The organism is Janthinobacterium sp. BJB304 (assembly GCF_002735765.1).
Classification (GTDB): domain Bacteria; phylum Pseudomonadota; class Gammaproteobacteria; order Burkholderiales; family Burkholderiaceae_D; genus Janthinobacterium.
This window is the reverse complement of the sequence record NZ_PDZN01000020.1, coordinates 16,849-39,400: the sequence shown is the minus strand read 5'-3', so window position 1 is coordinate 39,400 and position 22,552 is coordinate 16,849. Positions and strand designations below refer to the sequence as shown.

Genomic DNA, 22,552 nt, shown 5'->3' with positions numbered 1-22,552 from the left:
TGCACCGAGTTCCGGCCCCATGTTGCTGCTGTTACCAAATGCCATTGTACTCAAGACTTCCCTGAGCGTACGCCTACCGACATGACTATTCGTCGTCTGGTTCGACTTTCTTAGAACGTTTTTCTCTGATAGTCAGTGTGCCGAAATAGTCAACCTCTTCGCGGCGGAAGAACCCCAGCATCGTAGATTTTGTAAAGCGGTCGTACTTCCAGACGGCTCTCTTTCCAACTGGCGCCATACCAACGATACGAAGAACCTGGGTCCACGCCTGATGGGCCTCGTCGCTGTGGTCGCCGTTCCACCGTCCCCCAGTCACGCAACCCAGACTCTCCCCACTTAGACCAGGTCCGTGCAGCCTGAGTTTATTCAAATCCTTAAAGCCGAACCAACCGCTCGCAGGAAACAGCTGGTCCGAGTCCGCTTCATCGTTACCGTAGATGGAATCGTGCTTCTCGAGCCGGAACCTGTCCACCGGCCGGTCAGAGCGGATCTCTCCACCACTTAGTAGGTCGTAATTCCCCTCCGGCGCTGCGTTCAGGAGGGGAATAGGAATGCTGCCAAATGCTGTATCGACTCTGGTGATGCCGCTGTGAACAAGAGCCGTCACAGATAACATGCCCCGCTCGACGTACAGAGTGCCGCCTTCCACGCCGGATACTCGTTCGAAGGTGGCCTGCACCTCGTAGTCCTGAGGACGCTCCACGTAGTCGACCGGCACCTTGCCAAAGTAGCGCTTGCTGGGATCGATAGCGTCGTTGGAGACGGTATCCGGCGGATGACGATATTCGGGTCTTGAGCGCGGCGCCTTATCGTCTGAGGCGTTCGGGCGGGGCTGTGCCGGCGATTGACGCGGAGGGCTCGTCTGGGGCGCCCTTTCCGGTCGGCGTACCTGGTTTTCCTTAGTTACACCACCATGATCAGTTTCCTGGCCAGTATACAAGCGGGTATTTTCGATGCCACCGAGTTGGCTACGTCCATAGGTCCCTCGCCCTTTATCGAACTGGATTTCGGAGACTTTCCTGCCGCGCGATTCAACGCTCGCCCACCCCGAGTACGATCCATCTTTGTGGATCGTCACACCCATTGTTTCAGCGTTACCGGCCAGGTCGCGTGTAACCTCGACCATTGTGACTTCACCGTCGCCACTTTGATGCGTAACGCGGATGCTGGTTGTGCCGTCCGTTTTGCGACTGGGAGGACTCACTCTAGGCCGCGAGCCGCCAATCCTGCTACGCACGAGTTCAGGATGTGTTTCAGGATTCTTGGCGAGATTTTCGAGTTCCTGCTGCTTTTTGTTGATGGATCTGCCATTTTGTTTGCCGGCCTTATTCGGCAGATTAGATGACGTTGCAGCCTTTTCTGGCTGGTGTCCAGCGCGTTTGCTATCTGACTTCTGCTGCGCGGCTTCCCCAGACTCCTTGGCATATTTGCGGTTGGCCTGCTTCTGCTTGTCCTGCATGCCCGACGTATTCTCTCTGCGTTGGACATGGCCTTTTGCGCTCGCACCAGTATCCTTTACCCGCTGTTGGGTCTCCCTTACCTTGCGGTCCTGCTCGGCACGTTGGCGATCTGCGCGCGACTTCTCGCTCTTCTCATGGTCGCGAGATTTGGAATCAACTCGCTCCGGCTTGGTATTCCGTTCGTTTTTTTCCTGCTTGCCTTTGTCACCGACGGAGGTATCTCCCGACCTCTTGTCTGCCACAATCGGATTATTTCCCGGCTCAGGTCTGGAGGATGTCGTAGGATTTGGCATCGTATTCAGACCCGCCAGCATGCCAATTTCATCAGCATTTCATGCGGCAAGCCATTCGATGCCGGGTGGTCCGCCATCGGCACCAGCACTGCGGTCTGCGGGATGCCATGCGCACGATTGATGCCGTTTGGCGCACCGCGCTTGTGCGATACCAATGCGATAATATATGTGCAGCTACCGGTGCTTGCGGTGTCGACCAGGTATCCAGCGCGCGTCAATTCAGTGTGAATAGTCTGTTGGTACGAACCGATCTCGCGCAGGATTTCTGTCTGCACCGGATCGCTCTCATCGATTGTCAACCCAGACCAGTCCCAGTGGACGATCACACCTGCCGCCATGCCCGGTAGTGGACTGACACCAGGTGCGGGCGGCGTGGGCATGCGCGTACAGATATCTATCGGCTCGGTGTAATCCGACGAGTCCGCATCCTTTAGTGCCTGTACCTGAAATACATAGTCCCGGTTCGCCACTAGGCCGGAAAACGTGATGTGGTTCGACAGCGAAGTTAGCATGATCGCTGCGCCCGCGCCGGTGAGTCTTGCTTGGTAGGACGAAACATCCAGCACCGGATCCCAACTGAAAGTAAGTGAGTCTAGCGCGCGACCAGCCACGGGATCGTTGCTCACATTGGCGGGGATCTCAACCGGCATCACGGTCTCCCGATCGAGATCTCGGTTTCGAAGCGATCGAACTGCAGGTTAATCGGAAGAAAGATGCGATCCACCGAGCGATCCTTACGCGTGATTTGCTGGCCATCCCTGTTGTCAACATCGATGATCACGTCCCACTCGTCATCGTCGGCGTCGTGCCCCCTGACCGAGACAATGGCGCCCGCCATTGCAAGTTCGTCACTGCCCTCGAACAGATTTCGCACCTTAAGGGTCACCTTGTCGCCAACGCTGACCAAGCCCCTGAACTGGATGCGCCCGACCAGCCGGAGGCGCTCGTCGTTCTCGATCCGCAGGACAGGCTCGCCCGCTTGCACATATTCACCCATGTCTTTGTAGATTGCCGCGATGCGGCCACGGAATGGCGCAACCAGGAAGGTGTCCAAATATGCCAGTTGCCGTTTGCGTACATCCAGCAGCAAGACTTCATCCTCGTTATCGATGACGGTTTCGTAGTGGACCAGCCGCATATCGCGCACGATACGGCTCTGGTGCGAGGCGTCGATCTCGCCCAGCGCAGTCACCGAGCCGATGCGCTCGTCAATGGATGGATGGGCGTGCTCCGGAATGTCGGTCACTGTTATCACCGGTTTCTGGGCCGTCTCACTCACTTGAGTCAAAATGCCGACGATATTAGGATGATGGCTGGCACCGAAAGTGACGGTCAGCTCCTTGTCTACAGGCTGAAAAGAGCCGCCCCTGAACGTGCGTGGGTTGACCAGCACTTCATCGACCTTATGCGTCATCGGTGGGCTCGGGATCCCACCACCCTGAATGCTGATGCTGTAGCTAGGTGTTTGTAGCTGAGTTGGCGCCGAGTAGGTACGCACTACCGCAGGCGTGTCGTCTTCGTGCCTGCTGTGCGAGGAGGTCGAACTTACCACCGTGTTGTGTAGGCAGGCATATGATTCGACCAGTTCCTGATGGCGCTTTTCGAACAGCAAAGTCAGCTCGCCTAAGTCATGCGTGCGACGCAGGTTTTCCGCACGCAGGATGGGGCCGGCAGCGGCCGAATCGGCAAAACGCTCAAGGTATTCGCCATGATGATTGGCAATCGTCTGATCTAGTTCGGCTGCCAGCTTGCCGTTGCGAAGCGTGAACAAGCTTTCTTGGGCCAACTGCGCTTCGATCCAGGCCGAGTTGGCGACCACGCGGCCTTTGGCGCTACCGCTAAGCACGCGCTCACTTAGTTTATCGCGCATAGCATCCAAGCGACCGGCCATCGTGCTGACTGTTTTCCCAAGCGCAGCAGCAGGTCCTTGCAGAGCAAGTATCCCCGGCACGGGGAAAGTGAGATCGGCCGACATATGCGGCCGTACCGACAGGGAGCGTAGTTTCGCTGGGTTCATATGGTCTGCTATTTGGAAGGCAACAGCGCGCAATTGAGGAAGGTGTCGCCCGCTTGAGTGCTAGTAGCGGTGACTTTGAAGACGCAAGCCAAGTCGATCGAAAATACATCTTCCGGCTGCAACTGGATATGACGAGACCTGGTAAAGAACAGGAACCTAGTTTCGTAGACGCAAAGGACGACAGCGTCGCCAAACTCCTCCACCTGGACGCACAGCGTGATGCGATTGCACGCATCGGCTCGGGTTGCTCCGCTACCGGAGCCCCAGATGGTGGTCGTTTGGGTGGTACGAACCTTACGTCGGTAACTGAACATCTGTACTCCTTCCAGCAGCCGGAAACGGTCACAAACTAGACGGACTTTGAAGTTGTTTTAAACTGTTCTTTAAGCAGTTGTAGGAGGTGCGGGGGCAGGAACCTGCGAATCAAACCGCAATCGGCACACATCGTGACGATTACATATGCCGCTACGTTCCGACCGCGAAGGAAGCGGAGTTCTTCCGGATCAACGAGCTGGTTCTCCAGCTGTGTCAACGAACCGCAAGCTGGGCACGGCATAGGAAGGTTCCTGGTTTCGATTGTGAACTCCCACGTGAATGTCTCAGCTAAGGAAAACTAACTCTCAATACCGACATCAGATCCGTTTCATTCATCATTTATAGTATCAACGACCTTTGCAAATCACAATCTTTAATTTGATATTCCAATGTTATTTCGACTATGTCGTGTTGTAGATCAAAAGATGAAATTTCCCCGGAAAAGCGACTGCGTCTCTTAAAGAGGGTTCGCCTGAAAGCGCATCCCTTTTACACCCAGACTGCAGAGTTCTGAGTGTTCATGCTAGTCGGCCTCGATGACCATTTTTAGGGAGTGCACGAAAGGTTGGTGGCGTTTTCCTTCTTGTCACAAAATTCGTGGTGAACTGCGACATGTTCGCGTTTAAATTCAGAATTCTGCATAACGGAATTTAGCTGGTCATCTTTGTATGAAACACCACGACGAACCTCCAGGCGACGCAAAGCCTCCGCAGCAACCGGAGACACTTTCTCAATCACTTCACGGTTCGTCAACGGAGCTTCCGCACGCGACGCTTTTGAGTGAACTTGTGAAGCAGACAGAATAAGAATTATTGCGTAAATATACTTTTCCATGGTTGAGGCTCCTCTAAAAAAATGATATTCCGCCAGCCTCGACAGAACACGACGGCAGGTTGGTTGATTGGTTGATTGGTACTTCAACTTCGATCATCAGATGGTCTATGCCATCTTCAACACGGCAATGAGTCAGGGTTTTCACGACCGGCCTACTAATAATTCATCAAAAGAGGACTGTTGATCATCACCGCAACAGTGCCATAAACACGAGTAACACAATGACCACTTTGATCTGTGTCTTGCCGACAAAAACGGGAGTACGCTTTCCTGATGCATATCCGCGATATGCACCGACAAACATGTAAGCTACCCATAGAAAGAGCACGGCTCCGAACAGCAGCCTGAACAGTTCAGCAAACTCAGCCAAGGAATAGCCGCTTCCAGCAGCGAACGCTGCATCAGGATTTGAGAAGGAGGGCGCTGTTGGAAATATCGGTTTGGGTGCCGACGGCGATCCTCCCCCTGGCGTCGTCGGCAGTGGAGTAGAACCAGTACCGCCGGTAGGGCTCGCAGCGAGTACCTCCGCAAACGTCGGCGCAACCGCAGCAATCGCATAGCCACCAAACTGTGCAATGTATTGAGTCACGGGCACATTGTTGCCGTCCCGGGGAATAACGGAACCACCACTGTCGAGATAGTGCTTGAGCGAGCCGATTCCTACCAGGTGGGCCCCTGCGATCAAACCCGAGGCTGTGATCTGGGTACCATTGAGCGTTCGACCAACGTATTGGGATAAACCGTAATAATCGATATAGCCTTGGAGCTTTCCATAGTAAGCCGTGATTGCCTTGACCTGTAGGTCAGGATTGGCAAGAAAAGTGTTCAGCGACGTCACGCCGTTCTTACCAGTGAATGTCCCGCCCCAGCTGTTGACCGCGGTCCCGTTCGATCGATAGTAACCGGCATCCGTCATCGCCAGGGTGCCCATTTGGAATAGACCCGCATAACCTTGACTATTGACAATACCGGGGTTGAGGCTGGATTCGCGTTGAGCAATTGCTTTTAGAAAGTCAGCGAAGCCAGTGGCGGCCACGGCCAAGCCGATCATCCCGAATATCAGCCAGCTTAATACGCCGGAGCGCCAGGTTTGCCGGCCAAGGTTGAAACTGGGCCACAATAGGAGTCGCATGATCAATTCCCCCAATCCAAGTTTTGAGCACAAATAACGGCCGGTGCGACCTCGTCCGGCATGATCTCCTGCGCAGCACCAGGAACAACTGGGCGCCCCAACTCGACTACCCCCCTCTCCAGATAAAGGCTCGCGCCCCAGCCAACCGAGCGTGGCGCGAAACCAATGTAGGCCCGCTCCGCCTCGCAGTTCCTCGGGTTGCAATGGGTGAGCACAAAAACGTCGGAGTTCGCCGTCCTGAACACGCGAGCGGTGCTCTTTGACAGGTCAACGCTCGAAAACCAAGGAGGCAGCTGCGCCGCGCGGCGCAGGATCTCGGCCGTCAATCGCGGATCGACATGCATTTCGGCCTTCAACAGCGCTCCCCCAGAGGGACAGGTACCGGTGGCATCCAATGGCCTGGCAAAGCTGTTCAGTGCGTACACCGTAAAAGGCACACCGAGCAGCAAGCGAATTATAAATCTCATCACGCCCTCCATTCAGCGCGTCGCTGCCCCTAGCTGATCGATCATCTCCACCAGCTGGCCAGGCGGCAGCGCGCCGACAATTCGACGCCCGTCGGACAAGACAATAGTCGGCGTGCCAGCAATCTTGAGCCGAGCGGCAAGCTCAATTACTTCGTCAAGCGCCGACGCATCGCATGCGTCGGCCACTGCTGGATGTCGACCGGCCATCGCGGCCTCCCAGGCCTTGGAGCGGTCAGCCTGGCACCATATCGATCGCACAAGCGGCAATGCCCCTGGGGAGGCGATCGGCAGCGGGAATGTGTACACTGTCAAATCCGGCAGCTGTGCAAGGAATTTGTGCACCACCTTGCAAGCGGGACATGTCGGGTCCTCGAAAATTGCGATGGCGCGTTTACCCGATCCTTGAGTCCGCTTCAGCGCAAGGTGGAAGGGCAGGGCGCCGAAATCGACGCTACTCAGTGCATCGATCTTCTTTTGGGTGAGATCTTCCTTGGTTGTCAGGTCCATTAACCGGCCGTCCAAAATGACGTAGCGTCCTTGGGCGTCGGTATAAAAAATATCCGAACCGGCGACCACTTCATACAGTCCAGCGATAGGTGTCGGAGTGATTCTATCGATCACAACGCCCATGTCCGTGCGCCGCTCAATCGCGCCCTTAATAGAACCCGTGTCCGGTATCACGGAACCATTCGATTCGGCACCCGCCGGGCCGGGTAGCAAGCCTAAGCCAAGTACGAAAAGCGGAATAAATGATCGCAGCATAGAACCTCCAATGTGGTGATCTTTTGATCTGTATCAGTCAATTTCTCTCACGCCTTTTTGCACACGGCACTGCTCCACATGTGCCCGAATAAGATCGGCCACCTTCGCCGGGGCAGGGATCGCATTGAGCACGATACGGGGCGTCGATCGGTCCGAGGTCAGTAATACTATCTGCCCACGCCCCAGGAATCGCTGCACCAGGGGTTGAAGACCGTAATATCTTTGACCCGGTACAACTCAAGTTCATCTACCTGGACCGCCAGTACACCAGAACGCTCCCTGAGGCGTTGAGTGGTCAGCGAGTAGGTATGGCAGGCCGTCCGAATCATTCGCCATGCCGTCCACAGTACTGGGAGCAGAAGCCAGAATCCGATCAGTGAAAAGAATATCCATCTGGCGTTGACAATCTGTCCCTCTGTTGCTTTCCAAATAGGAGCGCTCTCCGGCTGCATCGCTGGGGCGCTAGCGAAGGGTGGTTCGATCACAACAGGTTCGGTCTGGTCGTCCATGTTGGCTCCACGTGAGTTATCAACCTCGGGTTTACATCCTCGACGGAAGATGTATGCTTGAGAACGAGGGAGGTGCATCGTGATGAAAACGAAGAAAATTTCTCGACTACTATTTTGGTTCGCAGGCACTTTGGTGCTCGCGCTGGTTTGGGCCGGCAGGATTCTGATTCAGCTACTGGCGCTCTGTGCGGCGGACAACGCCGAGCGCCCGCAAAGGGATGCACGCGAACGGCGTCACTCGTGGGATAACGACGGCTATAGCTGGGAAGGGCGCCCGGACGAAATGAAGTAGCATTCATTTTGTGAACCTTTTTGCCGCACCGGCCCCGATGTTGGCTCCTGATCGGCCAGAGTCACGTCCGGCAGTGACGGCATCGCCAAGCATCCGTTGCACTCCATGGCCGACGTTGATGCCTATCCACGCCATCATGCCGCTGAAAAGAATCGGCAAGCCGATGAACATCAGCATCAGTGCCATGTTGAGCACAATACGCTTGTAGGTGTTTTCGGTCGTGGGATTGTCGAGTGCAAACTCCAGCAACGCGTTGCCGCTCATGCCGGGATACATCGAAGCGATCAGGTTGTCATCCATCCACCGCGCGACGTACCACATCACGGTCCAGAACTTCACTGAAAAAATGCCAATGGCGCCGACGAACATGACGGCCAGGTTGTACCGACTGAACACCAAGATGATGGGCAGAAAAATGTACATCGCCATCAGAATAAGCGGTTGCGCAATTGTCATGAAATAGATCAAAGGCTTCATCGATGCCGACGCCTGGAACGCCTGCCAGCCGGTACCGGCCGCGCCAGCGATGTTGGCTGGCAGATGCATAAGCCATCCGATTCCCCCCGCCTCTCCGCCGATCCCGTTTGTCATCGATTCGCTGTCGACGTATGTAGGCGCGGTCTTCTGGTACGCCAGCCGAGCCTCCCAGTCCCTGTGATCTTCTTCCGAGATACCAGGCGTCAGGGACCGAACCGCCGCACCCAGCCCCTGAAGCCCGCCAATAGTTGAACTCAACTGGTCCCGCAGTCCGTGAGTACTTGCCTCCCACCATTCCTTGCAGCTCGGCCGTCCCAAAGCCGGGCTGCCTGCGGACGTATTGACATCCACATCGCGAGAAGGGTTAAATGGGAAGCCGGCCACTTCGCTTCTTGCATACAAATCGGCATACAACATGGGATCATCACGAAACGCGTGACTTCCGATCCAGTCAGTATCCGCCTGCCCGTACTTCGCGATCTGCGCAGCTGCGACAGCCGACGGGGTTCCGGCGGTCAGGAATCGGGATCTGGCCGGCACAAAACACTCACTATAAAAACGTTGCACTGCGGAGCGAAGTTGGGGATCCTGGACGGTGGCGATGTGGGCCAGATCCTGCAGCTGGCGGAAATCCCGAATACCCCCTTGGATTCCGGCGCGAGTGGCGGCGTTAATACCGCTACTGATACCGAGCACCGTATACCACCACGGAGGAATTGCCGAAATGCCTGGCACAGTGTTGCCGAATACCTCGGGGCGGCCGTAGCTGCTATCCGATGCAGTGGGCGTGGCCTTTGCCGGGGCCGGCTCAAGCGAAGTGGCCGTGGGCGCGTAATACAGTTTCATGCTCGACAGCGATGTAATGGACGAGGGAACGAGACAAAGTGCAAACACGATAATCGCCGAAAACAACTCGACTTCCATCCGTCTGATCATCCAGGCCGTACCTTGCGCATCGTCGTCCATCTCGTGCCCCTCGCGCCAGACTTGCACAATTGTCACCAGAAACGGAATGTAGATGATCCCGCTTGCCGACAGGACGCTCCAGATTACGCCGCTGAAGAACCAGCCGTAGAGCGTGGTGTACAACTCAAGGTAACTATCGACACCCATATTTCCTCCGCTACGCAATCTGGCCAAACGCAGATGCCAGCAAAATGAGTTGAAGCGTCACCAACGCGGCAAACCACCTACCCTTGCGTTCGATCAGGACCTGGCGCGCGGGTTCCGGCACCAAGCTGCGCTTCACCAACCACGCAACGATCTTTGCCCATGCCAGCCATAGGCATACCGTGACAACCAGATGCATACAGTAGGCAACTATGCGGTAACGAGCTATGAATTGGAACAACGAGCGGGCCTCGTCTGATACCAGCATGAGAAGCACAGCCAATACAACCAGCACGGCCATGGCCAGCATCGTCACAAGTAACATGCCCGCAGCGCGCAGAAAGCCGCGAAATAACGATTTTTTCGGCCGGGGCTGTGCAGCTTTAATGGAGTGGATCTTGTCGGACATTTCAGCCTCACCACCTCAACTGCCGGACGAATTGGACGGCAAAGGATTCAAAAACTGCCCAGGCTTCGTCTGCTAGCCACCCTAGCACCATTCCCGATCCGCCCAGAACGACCATGGCTAGCATCGCCATCAGCAATGCGCCCGCGAGACACAGGACCGTAAAATACGGCGTGTTCCTCAGCCGAACATTTGCCTGTTTGAGTAAATGGATATTGTTGAACATGTCAGCCTCACTTCACTCGACCGTTGCTCATGATGTTTTTATCCGCCGGTTGCTGGGTCGGTAAAGGCGCAGCTATGGCCCGCCGCCCTTGATACGCTTGCAGCAAGGAGCCGGCAGTATCCGAGACCATCTCGCGTCGAACACGGCTCTCGAACAACAGGTCCTGGATGAACTGGGTCAACTGATCAACCTTCTCCTTCGCAATCGCCACGGCCGGCTCATGCTTTTGCACCTCTGGCAGGCTCATTCCCGATATCAGCACCGCGCGCACTGCCAGTGCCTTTTCGATGGTGCGGGCAAGTGCTATCTCCTTGGCGATGCGTTCGGAACTAATCGCCTGCATATCGGCCGGAAGCTCACGAATCGCGCGCACTACATCCGTTGTGATCGAGACATCAGGCGCGCCAGATGCAGCCAGGGCCGCATACGTTGGGCTACTGCTACTGATTGCAAGCTTCACCTGGTTAAGCGCGGTCGGGATCTCGGCGTCATATTTCGGTTGCAGGCCGATTGCCGTAAAAACACCTTTTTGGGCACAGGACGGTTCGTCGCACGTGGCAATCAAATGGTCACCAAGCACAGAGACGGCGAAATCCGCAGCGTCCTGCGGGCGTGGAAATGCCTTCCCCAGTGGCGTGCCGCCTGTCGAGTAGTTCGCCGTATTGGAGGCGGTGACAGGCTGCATCATCGTCAGGTTGTAGCCAGCGATAACGATATCGTTCACGGGACGAATAGCCGGTTGCGTAAAGCCGCCAGCAACCTTATTGCCGATCCAAGTGACCCCCTTTCGGCCGTTGTCCGCTTCGACTTTGCTTTTCGCAGATACAACATCCCCATTCGTGCCGGCTTCCCCGCTCCAACCCTCGCCCTTGGCCAGGCCTACCCACTTCGCATAGGGATCCTTCCCCTGCTTGATCTGCGCTTCCATCTGTTCGCAGCTGTCTAGCGCCGCATTCACGCTGATCTCGGCCTTTTTGGCATACGTCTGAAAAAGCTCATACAAGCCCGGTTGAGCGCGCTGTAGAACGTACAGCGGAAGGGCGCTGATCCCAGCTTTGACAGCACCCGTGATTTGGGTGCCGAGGCTACTGAATCCGTTCATCAGATTGGCCCAACTAAGTCCGACGTCGAACTTGCCGCAGGTGTAGTTGGCGTTGAGCTTGAGGCCAAATCCCATCTTGACCGCCAAGGCGTTCGGATTCGGCGATTTACCGGCAGGCGCACTGCCACCAATGCGGTAATAAAGCTGGGACTGCGATCTTGGTACATCCTGCGTTTGAGCCATCGCAGGTGTTGACCCTGCACATGCAGCAACCACCACGATGAACATGCGATATTGGCAAAATGAGTTCATTGCCTCCCCCTCTTCAAAATGCGATTGATCCGATAAATATGCCTTCTACCTTGCAGCACTCCAGGCGCCGCCACAGATTCCAGCTATAGGCCTCTTCGGGCGAACTTTGACCATCGCCCCAAGTGGTCAGCGACATAGTGTCATTGCTGCCGAGCACTTCGCATGTCGCGGAAGCATGCGGATACAGGCGCTGCCACTTCGAGTTTTTGGAATCATTGGGAAGCACCGGCCCAAGTCCGAAGTACCGGTAGCCCGAGTCCGGTGAGAGCGCCGCGTAAACATGCGGTTGTGCCGATTGCGAAATGATGTTTGCCACCCGTTGAGCGAGTACCGCGGCACCCTTCATTGGTACTTGCTGCGTCACCGAACCCACCCTGGGATACAGGCTCCCCCATGTGTTGAGCCCCGAGATGCCAACTTCTTGCACCCCGGGCAGATATGTCTGCGGATACAACAGCTCGGCCGGCACGATGCCGCGCCAAACCAACGCATCAAGATAGGAATGGAAGTGCACCATCAGACCTTTTGACGTTGACGGGCACATCAAACCGCTTGCGGCGGCAGGTGCAGCAAACCCTGCAGCACGCACAAAGCCGCCGGCAGGAGCGGTGGCAGTCGAAGCGCCAGATGCCAATGTTTGACGTACCTGCGCCACTGCCGCAGCACCGCGTGTGTAAATGTCCGCGCCGTGCCGAAGGGCCGCGATATCCGCCAATGCTGTCGCGGTACCGACATCACCGCGATTGCTTAAGGGAGGTGGACTCCGCAAAAACTTTCTCAACTCGTCCACGCCGGGTATTGCTGGCACTGCACGGCCGGCACTGTCCGGGCTTGCCGATGCGCCCAGGCTGACCAACGATGCAGGATTGCCGATGGCATCGGTATCTCTATAGAGGATATTGCGATCTGTTCGCTCACCCGCAAACCTAGTGCCTGCAGAATCAATGGCCATACCAACGAGGCCGGACGCGGCGCCGCCTACCGTTTTGGTGACGACGCGCCCATAGTCGGCCCAGGGATGGTTAGCCCCATCATGCCAGGTGCTGACAACGACCTCGGGGGAAAAATGGGAGATTCTCACATTGCTGATCACGCGGCAATGCGGTGGAAATGCTTCACACTTTAGCCAAAAGCACGCGCCCGCCACCCTGTAGTTACTGCACGCGGGCACCGCTTTCAGGGTATTAGCCACGATTTCCGCGGTATTGGTTTGCGCCCAAGCCACCGTCCCGGGCAGCGCTAAAGCCGTCAGCAATACCGGTAGTAGAGTATTCACTTGCTCCCCCCATCAAACTATTGCAGATGACTACGCTGAAATATTGATCGCGCCGCATCGATATCGGTCACCCCATAGATCACCGCCTCGCCATTGATAACGACCGCGGGAATGCGGTCAACACCGTACCGTGCGGCTTGAACGATCCCCTCAGCCGCCGGCTTGGTTCGGCGTGCAAGCTCTGCAGCACCTATGGCATGCAGGCGCTGGCGCAAAATGGCCAGCGCCTCGAGCTCGTTCGCTGGCAATCGAGCGGAAAGCTCGCTGTCGAGCACTTCCATCGCGTCCAGAACAAACACGCGCGCGTCGCGGATATTGGTGAGATAGATTGCCGAGTTCGAAAAAACTTCCACGGTTTCTACTGAACGTGTACTCCCCGTACCAATCGACGGGCCCTCAATCGCCACCTTCGCGGGCTGCGTGTTCGTGAGTTCCGTTCCTGGCACCACTTGCGTGCTGGCCGCAGCCGCAAATAGAACCGCTATCAGACTATTGGTCATCATCTCTGTCCCCTTTCCGCTTATGACATAGCCGTATAAGCGTTGCCATCTGGATCTCCGCCCCCTCTCCACTGCTATTTTGTGACCGGGAAAGGAGTCTCTGATCGGTACTTGCCCCAACAATCATCAGCGTGCCATCGATCCCGGCTTCGACAAGACGCTTTGCGCTTTCCGTTAGTACCACCACCGCATCCGCCCGCTGCGCACAGCAGTTGATGAAGCGTTTAAGCCTCGTCGGCATGGTGACCAACATACTTTCCGGCCCGTCGATGGCGATCAGCTCTACCCCATACAGCGCTCCAAGCGGAACGCTGGCCAGATCAGCTAACGAACTTCGTCTACCACCGCTGACAATGGCGGCTGGGAGATGTGGGTGCCCAAACATGCTCACGTAGGACTGACATGCACGCCGGGTGTCGTGCCCGGCCAGCGCCTTGCCGATGAAATGTGCCGCCAATGCCGCCCTGAACCTCGACTCTTCCCGCTCCACGATAACAATCGGTGAGTGTCCTTCGGTTCGCACAATTGCACTGCCAATGCCGGTCCACAGATCAGACCTGTTCCTGTCCATCTCGTCGTCCTTTACGTATCGCCGCGCGACATGCTCACGTTGCACGTACGGCAAGCTCACGCGCGATACGTATTGCCGCCTCCATCTCCGTGATCCCAAATTCATTCATAATCCGCTGGCGCCACGCTTTCTCGTGCCCTTCCGTCATCGCCAGTGCTATAGCCAAGGGCGGCGGAACGTTCCGGAACAGCGCCTTGTGTGTACTACTGAGCAACACTCCTTCGGTGTACTTGGGTGGCTCCTTCCGCGTCGACAGCATCAACAGCCGCTCCTCTTCAGTGAGCGACTTGAACCGCGATACCTGCTTCACTTCTTCCGCTTCCATGGTCAAGAGCAACCAGAATTCGCACATGTTCAACACCCGGCTCATCGATTCCGGGAAGTCCTTCATATCTTGCGTGGCGAGCCAAAACCAAAGGTCCAGCTTTCGCCACATCTTGGTACCCTTCACGATTTTCGGCCCCAGCAGCGGATTGGTAGTGATCAGATGGCCTTCGTCTGTCAGGAAAATATGGGGCCGCCCCTCATGCTGATGGGCCTCGCCGTTGGCGTGCACATGGTCGAGCAGGCCCGTGTAAGCGACAGCCAGTGCGTCTTCGTATCCGTCCTTGACCAGCGTGCCTAGTTCCACCAGGGTGACGTCAGCATCCGGCCATTGTTGGCCGTATCTATTGAAGAGCTTGCCTCTCAGGTCCATCGTGTAGACCATCATCGACTCGCCCATGTGGTAAGCACGCTCGCGGCGCTCGTGCGGCAGCGTCCCATCCTGGTTCATGTCCATGAGCGCCTTGGCCACGTCTTGCGTGAGAGGATGCGGTTTACCGCCCTTCTGTGCCTCAATCGAGGCGGTGATGATCGCGCGGCTCACCACGTATCGGTCTGCACGCGTCATGCGCTCGACCTCCCTCTGCTCGCCGCCGGTGATCATCATGATCGCGGCGATGGTCATCTCTCCGAGAAAGTCGCGCTTCTCGTCATCATGGTCCATGGAGTCACGCCCGGCAGCATCCTCACCCGGGTCCAGTGCGCCTTCCATCAAGCTTTGTTCGATCTTTTCTTCGAGCTGCTTGGCGACATGCGCCGATGTCCTCGCGGCGGCGTAAGCGGCGATGGTTTCGGGATCTCTGACCAGCTTGGCGCCCATGGCAAACGGTGGAAGCGAGACATCGTTATTGGGCGTAAGCTCGACGGAGTGCGTGGTCAAGCCCATCGATGCAAAGTAGTCCTTGAGCAACTGGAATGATTTTCCCGCATCCGCGATAGTGAGCCGTGGTCGGTGGATAGCCATTTGGAACAGTGCCAGAAAATTCAACGTGGCTGATTTCCCGGCGCCCGTCGGCCCCAGGGTGAGCATGTGAGCATTTTTTTTCCGGTCTCGTGGATTCAGCGGGTCTATCCATAGAGGTTCGCCCCCCCGATTCCAGAAAGGAAAGCCGGGATGGCCGGTCCCCCTTTGCCGTCCATACACCGGCAACATGGCCGCGATCTGCGATGCAAAGAGGTACCGTGTACGCTTCATATTCTTCGCGTCGAATTGCGGGTCAAAGCACATAGGCAAGCCCCGCACAAAGGCATCGAGTGAAGTCAAGTCATGTGCCGGTTCGATGAAGCGAAAACCCGAGGTCCCCATCCGGGCGTTGACTGCCGCAATATCCTTGCGCAGCGCTTTCTCGCTGGTACCTGATAGGTATAGCACCGTAAAAGTGGGCAAAAGCCAGTCACCCGTTTGCATGTGCCGTAAAATTTGTTTGCATTCATCCGACGTCTTTTCGGCATCGGGACTCTTGGCTTTAGAGCGATCTCGGATCCGTTCCACCTGGTCTCGAACCACGTCCTGTGGAGTCACCACGATCGTCATCGACAGCATGGCATTCTCGGGCATCCGATCAAAGCGGGCGAACAGATGCTTTGCGTGCTTCCTTTCGGCCGTCAGGTGGCCCACCTCGGGATTGGAGGTGATCTGCTGCAGCGTGAGTGCCTTCATCAACACGCCGTCGAACTTGAAGCCCCCCCAAACCGGGTCCGATTCAGGCAAGCTGAGATTGAGAAAGGTTGCGAAGTCGCGTCCGAAGACTGGCGCTTCACCGTCAGCTTGGGATGGCGCGTCGCCGGGATAGGGAAATGCCCTCAATAGTTCGGCAGTCGTGCCATATCTGCCGCTGCGGTTAAAGAAAGGAAGCAGCCATTCATACAGATCGATTCCCCCGCATCGACGGATCCGCGCGCCAGCCTCCTCGAGGTTGGCTACGAGACTGTCGGCTGCTCGGTTGAGCACATCGGACGGCGACTCGACGCCCGGAACAGCCATATAGCCCGTCGGGTAGACTCGGTATAGGCAGCACCTCACCCGCCTGATCTGGCCACGCCAGCTATGGCCGGATACTTGGGTGTCCTCGAATAAGCCGCCATCCTGGGAGACGTTGGCAACGTGCAGGGCATACTCATGTAGCACGGCCTGGGTCAGCTTTGAGTTTTTAATAGCCTTCCCACGATCGGGGTTGGCCGCATGAACCTCATCAATATATGCCTCCAGGTCGTCCTTGAGTTGCTCAATATTGCGGTCGTCGTTGACGAAGAATTGAACGATCCAGTCTGGCGTCCCGGATTCCGGCAGAGTTTGCAATGCAGCCTGGACCTTGCGGCAATACTCCTTGAGCATCGTCTCGGCCTGCGCCTCGGTCGGTATCGGGGTCAGTTCGAAAAGCGCGCCTACGCTCACGCCGTCGTTCAATTCGAACACTTGTGTCGATGGCTCGTAGTCGCGCCATGGCAACAGTTCTGTAAACGAGGGCGATCGGTTTGCCATATGCCTGCGCTTCGCGGTCGTCAAGAGCTGTTCCCCAGCGCCGTCGTGCGCACTCCCGCTCCGCACATCCGTGTGGTTCTCCACCAAACAGGTAGCCTTCGCTTCTCGCCGTCCAAACATATAGCCTCCGCCAAAAGACCGATCAACCTCAGTGTGAGTTTGGAATCTGCCCAGCAGGAACGGTGCCACCCAGCGAGCGCGATGCTCCAAGTGCACTGGGCGCAACTTCCCCAGGCAAGGCGTACTGGACAGACTCGAACATCGGAAAGACCGTTACATACCCGGGAATAGGGTATTTCCCCTTTGCTAGATGCGGAAACACGTACATCTCGAGATCCGGGTTCGGTAGCCGGACAAAGCGGCTATTCATTGCACTGATCAGGCCGTCGCTGGAACCAGTTGAGCGCGCAGGTTCGTCATACGGACGGCGTGGCAACTCGGACTGGCCAGATGGGGCATTGCCCCCATTCTCCTCGATGTGCCGCTCATAGATGTCGATCATTCTGGGTCCGTTTTTCGGCAATGGGCTCTCTCGCGGTCCAGATACCGAACAGCCCTGCAGCGATACAAGTCCCGCGATAGCCGGCAGGGCCAGAATAGAAGTGAGCTTCATGGTGGACCCTCCCGGTCAATCTAACAATTGAAGGGCGCCGGCGGGCGCCTCGCTGTTACCGTAATCAAGCTTGCGCCCATCCGGCGCCTTATCGATCGCTATCTCCTGCTCGAAGTGCACCACCAGGCGGCCACCAGCCGGCGTCACAACCGCGTCGAACGAATTGTTCAGCCTCCGCATGATCCAGTTGCTCACTTCATTGATACCGGAACCGGCTGCCTGGCCAAGTACATAAGTGCCTTTGTTTCCCGTCACAGCTGTGCTTGATCCAAACGGATTTTCCGCCGTCGTGGTCTGTGCCAATGCAGTCGCCTGGGCGGCGATGCTCAGCGTCTTCATAGTTACCATGTCGGCAAGATAGGACGGGGCATTGGTAACAAATTTTCCGTTGACACAGGGGTTGCCATATTCATCGGATATCCACGCCAACTTGTTCGATTGCGTGACCGACTGAGTTGCCTGACCGCCACCCGACCCTCCAAGAGTTGGAGTCGCCCCATCTCTTTTCATCGACACAGTTTTAACGGTGCCGTCATCGAACACAAAGGTGAGAGACTGGATCAGCCCTTCCGAGCAGCTCAACGCCATATCGCCAATCGCGATACCCGACATCACGATGCCAGCCACCGCATCCGGCACATGATGACCATTGGCGGCCAAATTATCCCTTCCGATCAGGAGTTTGAATTGCATGGGGTCATGTACCTTGCCGTCGATCGGCACACGTCCCACCAGTGCGGTCATGAGCGTCGCCTTGGTCATGGTGGCATTTTCGGGGATGGTGTAAAAGGGACGCGGTGTATGCTTCTCTTGATTGCTGGAGGCAGCCCGATTTGTGCCTGCACCGGGGTCGACGGCCGCCTGAGTTGATACCGCCTGGCGCACTGGGCGCCCCACCGAATCCATGATAGCGACCGTACCGTCGCCCGCCTTCGCTTCCTTATAGCCTACTGGTAGGTGCCTGGTGTAAGTAGTAATGGCTCTACCGTTGGAGGCAGTACTTACGTCCGCCATGCGGGAATCATCGTAGCCCAAACCGTTTGGGATGCCCTTGGGATTGGCTGTACCAAGCGAGTTGACCATCGTCGAATAGCCGCCAGTGGCCGCGTCCACAATGCCGCCTAGCGCCGTTGGCGATTGCTTCCCTGCCTTCGATTGTCCTGGTTGCTCGGTATCTCCCGATTCCGGCACCGCATTAGCGTGCAATCGCTGTTCGGCCAAGACCCGCTCGGTCACCTGCGCAACAATAGTAGCCTGGCTGTTCTGTAGCCTTGCGTTTTCCTGCTTCAACAGATCGTTGGCTTCAATGACCTTTTGCACCTTGTCGCGCAGATCGTTGTTGCTTGCTGTAACAGTCTTCAAGGTTTCGCTGGGGCTATCCGCATCCGCACGGCGTGGTGCCGCTGACAGCGCCCCCACGCCAAATAGCCCACCCGAACGCGCGGGCGCCTCATCACCAGGTGCCACGGGTACCGCCGGTAGCGGATCCGCTGCTTTGACAGGTGCTGTTTGTCCGCCACCATATCGGGCAAACAGGACGTATGCCACGATCAGCACCGCGCATACGCTGAAGATCGGTGTGAGCTTGTTCTGGGTTATCGCTGGCACAGTATCACCTCATCTGCATGAATGGAACGGCTGGCCACAGACCAGGTACAGCGTGGTGCTGTCATAATCGGATCCTGATGCCAGGACGTGATGATGCTGCAAGGCCGCAGCGATCCAGCGGCCCCTGATCTGCTCAAGGTCCAACGAGACGGAACGGCCCTCCAAGTTGACTACCTGAACGGCGGTGACATATAGATCACCCGAGCGCCATTGCCCGATCGGGCGACTTCTAGTGCGCACACCCCGAAACAGTCCCTCGATGCTTTTGCTGTCCATCGGTATGCTGCGTACGCCGTCGGACAAGGGTTTGAGACGCCGCGGCGCATACACAGTCTGCGCCGCATACCGCGTCAGTTGAACCATATCGAGTACAGGTGATTGCTCTTCCGCGCGATCCACCTGCTGCTGGTCTGCCGGCAGCTGGTCCTCATAATGGACCTCGACTTCCGAGCTGAGCCCGTCGACAGCACCCACACCCAGCAAATCCATAGGAATTGTTTGTCCGGTGACAAGATCATCCACCAGCACCCGGATGGGCGCGCTGCGTGGTGCCAACATCGTAAAGTACGCAGTCCGCCCGATAATCTGCATATCAACGTCAGCTTCCGCACCGGATGGCAGCGACACCGCCACGGGATTCGGGAACGTGACCAGCCTTTCGGTATTTCCCAACGATATCTTCAATGGGTGACGCTTGAATTCGATGCGTTCTGGCTTTGCGTTGACGCTACGCTCTGTCACTTGACGTTGTCGAGCCTCCTTTGCTTTGCGGGGGGCAGGATTGGAGTTTGCACCGGCGCGCTTTTCTGGCGCCGGGATACTTGGGCGCGATTCTGACGTTAGGTCGCCGCCGCTGGGCCTTACGACCGGGCTAGAAGAGGCATTTATTGCAGCGTTAGGTGCGACCGGTTGCGTGTGCACTTCTCCCAACTCCAACGTAGGGGGAACGACAGTGGCGGACTGCGCATGTACCAAATCGGCCGCGGATAGTTGGGACACCAGCAGCACCCCAATCGTTGAAAAAAGTCGACCGTTCATGCCATTCTCTCCTTCAATTAGCGGGGCACGCGCGGCAATGTCGCCGGGGCCAGATCCTGAGGAGTCGGCTTACGCTGCCCACCGGAAGTGCCGGAGGGTGGCGAAGTCGGGCCTGTCGTCGCCCCCTGCGTTTGCGACACGCCACCTTCCGCGAAGCTGCGATTCGCATACTCGTCGCTGTTCTGCACCACAGCACGATTGCCCTTGATTGCCACAGCCACCGCGTCAGGATCCAGCCGCTCCGGTTTCTTTTGCGCAGAATAGCAATCGATCGCCAGTTGCCATGGATTGAGTTCTCGGTCGACGTCATAGCGCACCACATGGAGCGGGTAACGCACATACGCGTCCTTTACAGGGACGCCGCGCGAGGACTCGATGATCTGGGTGTCGATTAGCACGTTCCACGAACCGTCGGCATGAGCCAGAACGCGGCCATCGCGATATCCCAGCCCAGGAATCTCCATGACGGAGCGCGTGCGCTGATCGAGTTCACCTTGCCCCGCACGAGTGGTCATATCGCTAATCAGCTGTTGCTGGCATGCTGGCGTGAAGAACGCCTGCAGTTTGTAGATTTGGCTGCCATAATCCTGTTGCCCGTTCGAACTCCAGCGATTGAGCTGCTGCCATATATAGAAGGCGAACAGGTACACATTCGAGGCAGGTACCTCCTTCCGACCTACTTTGATCTGTGCCCCCGTCGTCAGATCCGGCGGGATATGCACCGTTACATCCCGCTCAGCGCTGCGCCAACCAAACAAGGCCATCACCGCCACCGTAATGGATGCGGCGACCACCCCGAGGAGGCACTTGATGTACCAGTTGGCCTGCGCCAGGGCGTCCGTGTAGCGTGCCATGACTAGACTCCGACCTTTTTGACGGGTTGATTAGAACGATTTCCCTTCGCCGAACGACGTGGAAAGGGCACGCCACGTCCAGTCTCCCAGTAGCCATCATGGTCGATGAAACGACTTTTGATCAGGCCGTTCTCCGCGAGCCACAGTTTGAAGCGGTGCTGATAATAATAGTCGGGCTTGTTGCGCTTCACCCTTGCCATCCAGCCTGCCACTGCCCACACAGTGAGCATGGGCGCCAGCGATGCGATCAGCACCCCCAGCGCCCATATCTTCGTCGCAAATGCGACCGCCAGGCCTATCACCGCATAAATCGGCATCACGATAAAAATGGCCATCTGTGCCTCGGAAGACGTCAATCCGCGCAAGATGGCTGGTTCCCGATTTGCTCTGTCGGTCAATGGTGCATGGACACGGTTGGTGTCCGTTTGTGCGCCGTCGGAAATATCGTCCATGATCAAGCCCAGGATTGCGTTGTTAACGAAGTCAGAGAATGCCGTTTGCAGTCGTCAGCAGGTAAATCACCAAGACCAACATCACGACACCGATGAAGAAGAACCATTTCAGCTCGCTCAACTCAACCTTGCCTCTTCGCCACTCGTTAAATTTTGCGATGCCTCCCCCGCCGACTTCGATAAACGCCCAGGTACCCACCAAGAGAACAAGGACGGCAACGCCTGACTTCCAGTATTGACGCAGCAGCAGCGTGTAGTCCCCGGCTGCGGCACCGCCTGCGGGCTGTACGGCAGCAGGGAGATCCGCCATTGCCGGCGCTGCCACGGACGCCGCAGCAAGCAATAACAACACGGCGGTTATGCCACGGCGATTCACGCTGGAAACTGGGCGAACATCGGTTGATACCACCCTCTTTTTTTTCAAGTACGACATATAACCCCCTATTAGGGACCAAGTAAGCGCCAGGCGTCGAACCGTCTTTTGCCTTTGGCCCGGATTGACATCAAAGATTTCGCGGTCATCAAAAACATCGGCGCCACCGCGTTTAGCACCAATCGGATAGTCGCGACTGGGTCCCCTATTGGCTCAGCACGTTCACTTCAAAAGATAGAAAAACACCATTAATATTGTTACGACCCGCATCACCAGCCAGCCATTGCGGGCAAATAGATTGGGGTGATGCATGACTTCGATGAGCAGCATGCGGACGGCGTTCGCCCCCCACACAACAAGAAAAGCGGCCAATGCGAGACCGATGACCAAGGCCACGCCTGCCGCGGTGCCGCCTGATGCGGCGTCAAAGGCAATGCGCATAGTCGCGGTCATGGCGAAGGCCTCTCCATCTACGTTCTAGTTTCTGTAGTCGCCCGCCAGCGGCTGCACACGTTGCGGCTGGCGTGGCCGTTGTAAGTGGTCATCCACACCAGCACGAACCAGCCGCAAATCACGCGCGAGCAAGTCATACCGGAAGCGCGCCCCGCCACTGGCTTCCGTTTCTTTAGCGGCATCGCTGATCATTCTTTGCAGCTGGCTCAGCTCATAGCTGATCCTCGTCAGATTCTCCCGCTCAGCATCTTCGTCGGCATGCGAGACAGGGGCGGCGGTTATTGCAATCGATATGATCAGCAACGCGGCCGATCGGAACCTCTTTATCAGCACCATGGATGGAAAATTCATCAC

26 protein-coding genes are annotated in these 22,552 nt (G+C 56.8%); 1 reads left to right on the top strand and 25 read right to left on the bottom strand.

The window, feature by feature from the left end:
- Positions 1-85: 85 nt before the first annotated feature.
- From CSQ95_RS21875 to CSQ95_RS21840, 9 genes are all read right to left on the bottom strand, one after another.
- Positions 86-1,774, bottom strand: coding sequence for a hypothetical protein (locus CSQ95_RS21875; RefSeq protein ID WP_099411039.1), 1,689 nt, complete (start codon positions 1,772-1,774; stop codon positions 86-88).
- Positions 1,759-2,403: a fibronectin type III domain-containing protein gene (locus CSQ95_RS21870; protein ID WP_099411038.1), complete on the bottom strand. Its 645-nt coding sequence runs from the start codon at positions 2,401-2,403 to the stop codon at positions 1,759-1,761. The genes CSQ95_RS21875 and CSQ95_RS21870 overlap by 16 nt, the downstream gene beginning before the upstream one ends.
- Positions 2,403-3,770, bottom strand: a complete 1,368-nt coding sequence (locus CSQ95_RS21865; RefSeq protein WP_099411037.1) for an HlyD family secretion protein — start codon at positions 3,768-3,770, stop codon at positions 2,403-2,405. Before CSQ95_RS21865 ends, CSQ95_RS21870 begins: the two co-directional genes overlap by 1 nt.
- A gap of 8 nt (positions 3,771-3,778) precedes the next feature.
- Positions 3,779-4,084 (bottom strand): hypothetical protein, encoded by a 306-nt coding sequence (locus CSQ95_RS21860; RefSeq protein ID WP_099411036.1) that lies wholly within the window; start codon positions 4,082-4,084, stop codon positions 3,779-3,781.
- Positions 4,085-4,631: 547 nt separating this feature from the next.
- Positions 4,632-4,919 (bottom strand): hypothetical protein, encoded by a 288-nt coding sequence (locus CSQ95_RS29280; protein ID WP_143450036.1) that lies wholly within the window; start codon positions 4,917-4,919, stop codon positions 4,632-4,634.
- 187 nt (positions 4,920-5,106) lie between these two features.
- On the bottom strand, positions 5,107-6,051 hold the full coding sequence (locus CSQ95_RS21855; RefSeq protein WP_099411035.1) for a DUF3262 family protein: 945 nt from the start codon (positions 6,049-6,051) through the stop codon (positions 5,107-5,109).
- 2 nt (positions 6,052-6,053) lie between these two features.
- A complete protein-coding gene (locus CSQ95_RS21850) occupies positions 6,054-6,518 on the bottom strand; it encodes a hypothetical protein (RefSeq protein WP_143450035.1) in 465 nt (154 codons plus the stop codon).
- Positions 6,519-6,530: 12 nt separating this feature from the next.
- Positions 6,531-7,280, bottom strand: a complete 750-nt coding sequence (locus tag CSQ95_RS21845) for a DsbC family protein (RefSeq protein ID WP_099411033.1) — start codon at positions 7,278-7,280, stop codon at positions 6,531-6,533.
- A gap of 167 nt (positions 7,281-7,447) precedes the next feature.
- Positions 7,448-7,789 carry a hypothetical protein gene (locus CSQ95_RS21840; RefSeq protein ID WP_099411032.1) on the bottom strand — a complete coding sequence of 114 codons (342 nt, stop codon included), beginning with the start codon at positions 7,787-7,789 and terminating at the stop codon, positions 7,448-7,450.
- An 82-nt stretch (positions 7,790-7,871) separates the two neighbouring features.
- On the opposite strand from CSQ95_RS21840, the gene CSQ95_RS21835 reads away from it, so the two are divergent.
- The gene (locus CSQ95_RS21835; RefSeq protein WP_099411031.1) at positions 7,872-8,081 is read left to right on the top strand and encodes a hypothetical protein; all 210 of its coding nucleotides are present in this window, start codon (positions 7,872-7,874) and stop codon (positions 8,079-8,081) included.
- 3 nt (positions 8,082-8,084) lie between these two features.
- Here the strand turns inward: CSQ95_RS21835 and CSQ95_RS21830 are convergent, their stop codons facing one another.
- From CSQ95_RS21830 to CSQ95_RS21755, 16 genes are all read right to left on the bottom strand, one after another.
- Positions 8,085-9,671 (bottom strand): conjugal transfer protein TraG N-terminal domain-containing protein, encoded by a 1,587-nt coding sequence (locus tag CSQ95_RS21830; RefSeq protein WP_099411030.1) that lies wholly within the window; start codon positions 9,669-9,671, stop codon positions 8,085-8,087.
- Positions 9,672-9,681: 10 nt separating this feature from the next.
- Positions 9,682-10,077 carry a hypothetical protein gene (locus tag CSQ95_RS21825; RefSeq protein ID WP_099411029.1) on the bottom strand — a complete coding sequence of 132 codons (396 nt, stop codon included), beginning with the start codon at positions 10,075-10,077 and terminating at the stop codon, positions 9,682-9,684.
- Between the two features lie 7 nt (positions 10,078-10,084).
- Positions 10,085-10,300: a hypothetical protein gene (locus CSQ95_RS21820; protein WP_099411028.1), complete on the bottom strand. Its 216-nt coding sequence runs from the start codon at positions 10,298-10,300 to the stop codon at positions 10,085-10,087.
- Positions 10,301-10,307: 7 nt separating this feature from the next.
- Positions 10,308-11,654 (bottom strand): integrating conjugative element protein, encoded by a 1,347-nt coding sequence (locus CSQ95_RS21815; protein WP_099411027.1) that lies wholly within the window; start codon positions 11,652-11,654, stop codon positions 10,308-10,310.
- A 13-nt stretch (positions 11,655-11,667) separates the two neighbouring features.
- Positions 11,668-12,930 carry a TraU family protein gene (locus CSQ95_RS21810; protein ID WP_143450034.1) on the bottom strand — a complete coding sequence of 421 codons (1,263 nt, stop codon included), beginning with the start codon at positions 12,928-12,930 and terminating at the stop codon, positions 11,668-11,670.
- A gap of 17 nt (positions 12,931-12,947) precedes the next feature.
- Positions 12,948-13,433 (bottom strand): TIGR03757 family integrating conjugative element protein, encoded by a 486-nt coding sequence (locus tag CSQ95_RS21805; protein ID WP_099411025.1) that lies wholly within the window; start codon positions 13,431-13,433, stop codon positions 12,948-12,950.
- The gene (locus CSQ95_RS21800; protein WP_143450033.1) at positions 13,420-14,001 is read right to left on the bottom strand and encodes a hypothetical protein; all 582 of its coding nucleotides are present in this window, start codon (positions 13,999-14,001) and stop codon (positions 13,420-13,422) included. The genes CSQ95_RS21805 and CSQ95_RS21800 overlap by 14 nt, the downstream gene beginning before the upstream one ends.
- 34 nt (positions 14,002-14,035) lie before the next feature.
- Positions 14,036-16,831 carry a conjugative transfer ATPase gene (locus tag CSQ95_RS21795; protein ID WP_257218140.1) on the bottom strand — a complete coding sequence of 932 codons (2,796 nt, stop codon included), beginning with the start codon at positions 16,829-16,831 and terminating at the stop codon, positions 14,036-14,038.
- Between the two features lie 124 nt (positions 16,832-16,955).
- A complete protein-coding gene (locus tag CSQ95_RS21790) occupies positions 16,956-17,420 on the bottom strand; it encodes a TIGR03751 family conjugal transfer lipoprotein (RefSeq protein ID WP_099411022.1) in 465 nt (154 codons plus the stop codon).
- A 15-nt stretch (positions 17,421-17,435) separates the two neighbouring features.
- The gene (locus tag CSQ95_RS21785) at positions 17,436-19,028 is read right to left on the bottom strand and encodes a TIGR03752 family integrating conjugative element protein (protein WP_099411021.1); all 1,593 of its coding nucleotides are present in this window, start codon (positions 19,026-19,028) and stop codon (positions 17,436-17,438) included.
- A gap of 9 nt (positions 19,029-19,037) precedes the next feature.
- Positions 19,038-20,066 (bottom strand): TIGR03749 family integrating conjugative element protein, encoded by a 1,029-nt coding sequence (locus tag CSQ95_RS21780; RefSeq protein ID WP_099411020.1) that lies wholly within the window; start codon positions 20,064-20,066, stop codon positions 19,038-19,040.
- A gap of 17 nt (positions 20,067-20,083) precedes the next feature.
- Positions 20,084-20,920, bottom strand: a complete 837-nt coding sequence (locus tag CSQ95_RS21775; RefSeq protein ID WP_099411019.1) for a PFL_4703 family integrating conjugative element protein — start codon at positions 20,918-20,920, stop codon at positions 20,084-20,086.
- 2 nt (positions 20,921-20,922) lie between these two features.
- The gene (locus CSQ95_RS21770; protein WP_143450032.1) at positions 20,923-21,372 is read right to left on the bottom strand and encodes a TIGR03750 family conjugal transfer protein; all 450 of its coding nucleotides are present in this window, start codon (positions 21,370-21,372) and stop codon (positions 20,923-20,925) included.
- A 31-nt stretch (positions 21,373-21,403) separates the two neighbouring features.
- Positions 21,404-21,805 carry a TIGR03745 family integrating conjugative element membrane protein gene (locus CSQ95_RS21765; protein ID WP_099411017.1) on the bottom strand — a complete coding sequence of 134 codons (402 nt, stop codon included), beginning with the start codon at positions 21,803-21,805 and terminating at the stop codon, positions 21,404-21,406.
- A gap of 162 nt (positions 21,806-21,967) precedes the next feature.
- Entirely contained in the window at positions 21,968-22,198 is a 231-nt protein-coding gene (locus CSQ95_RS21760; protein WP_099411016.1) for a hypothetical protein, read from the bottom strand.
- A gap of 24 nt (positions 22,199-22,222) precedes the next feature.
- A complete protein-coding gene (locus CSQ95_RS21755; protein WP_099411015.1) occupies positions 22,223-22,549 on the bottom strand; it encodes an RAQPRD family integrative conjugative element protein in 327 nt (108 codons plus the stop codon).
- Positions 22,550-22,552 lie beyond the last annotated feature (3 nt).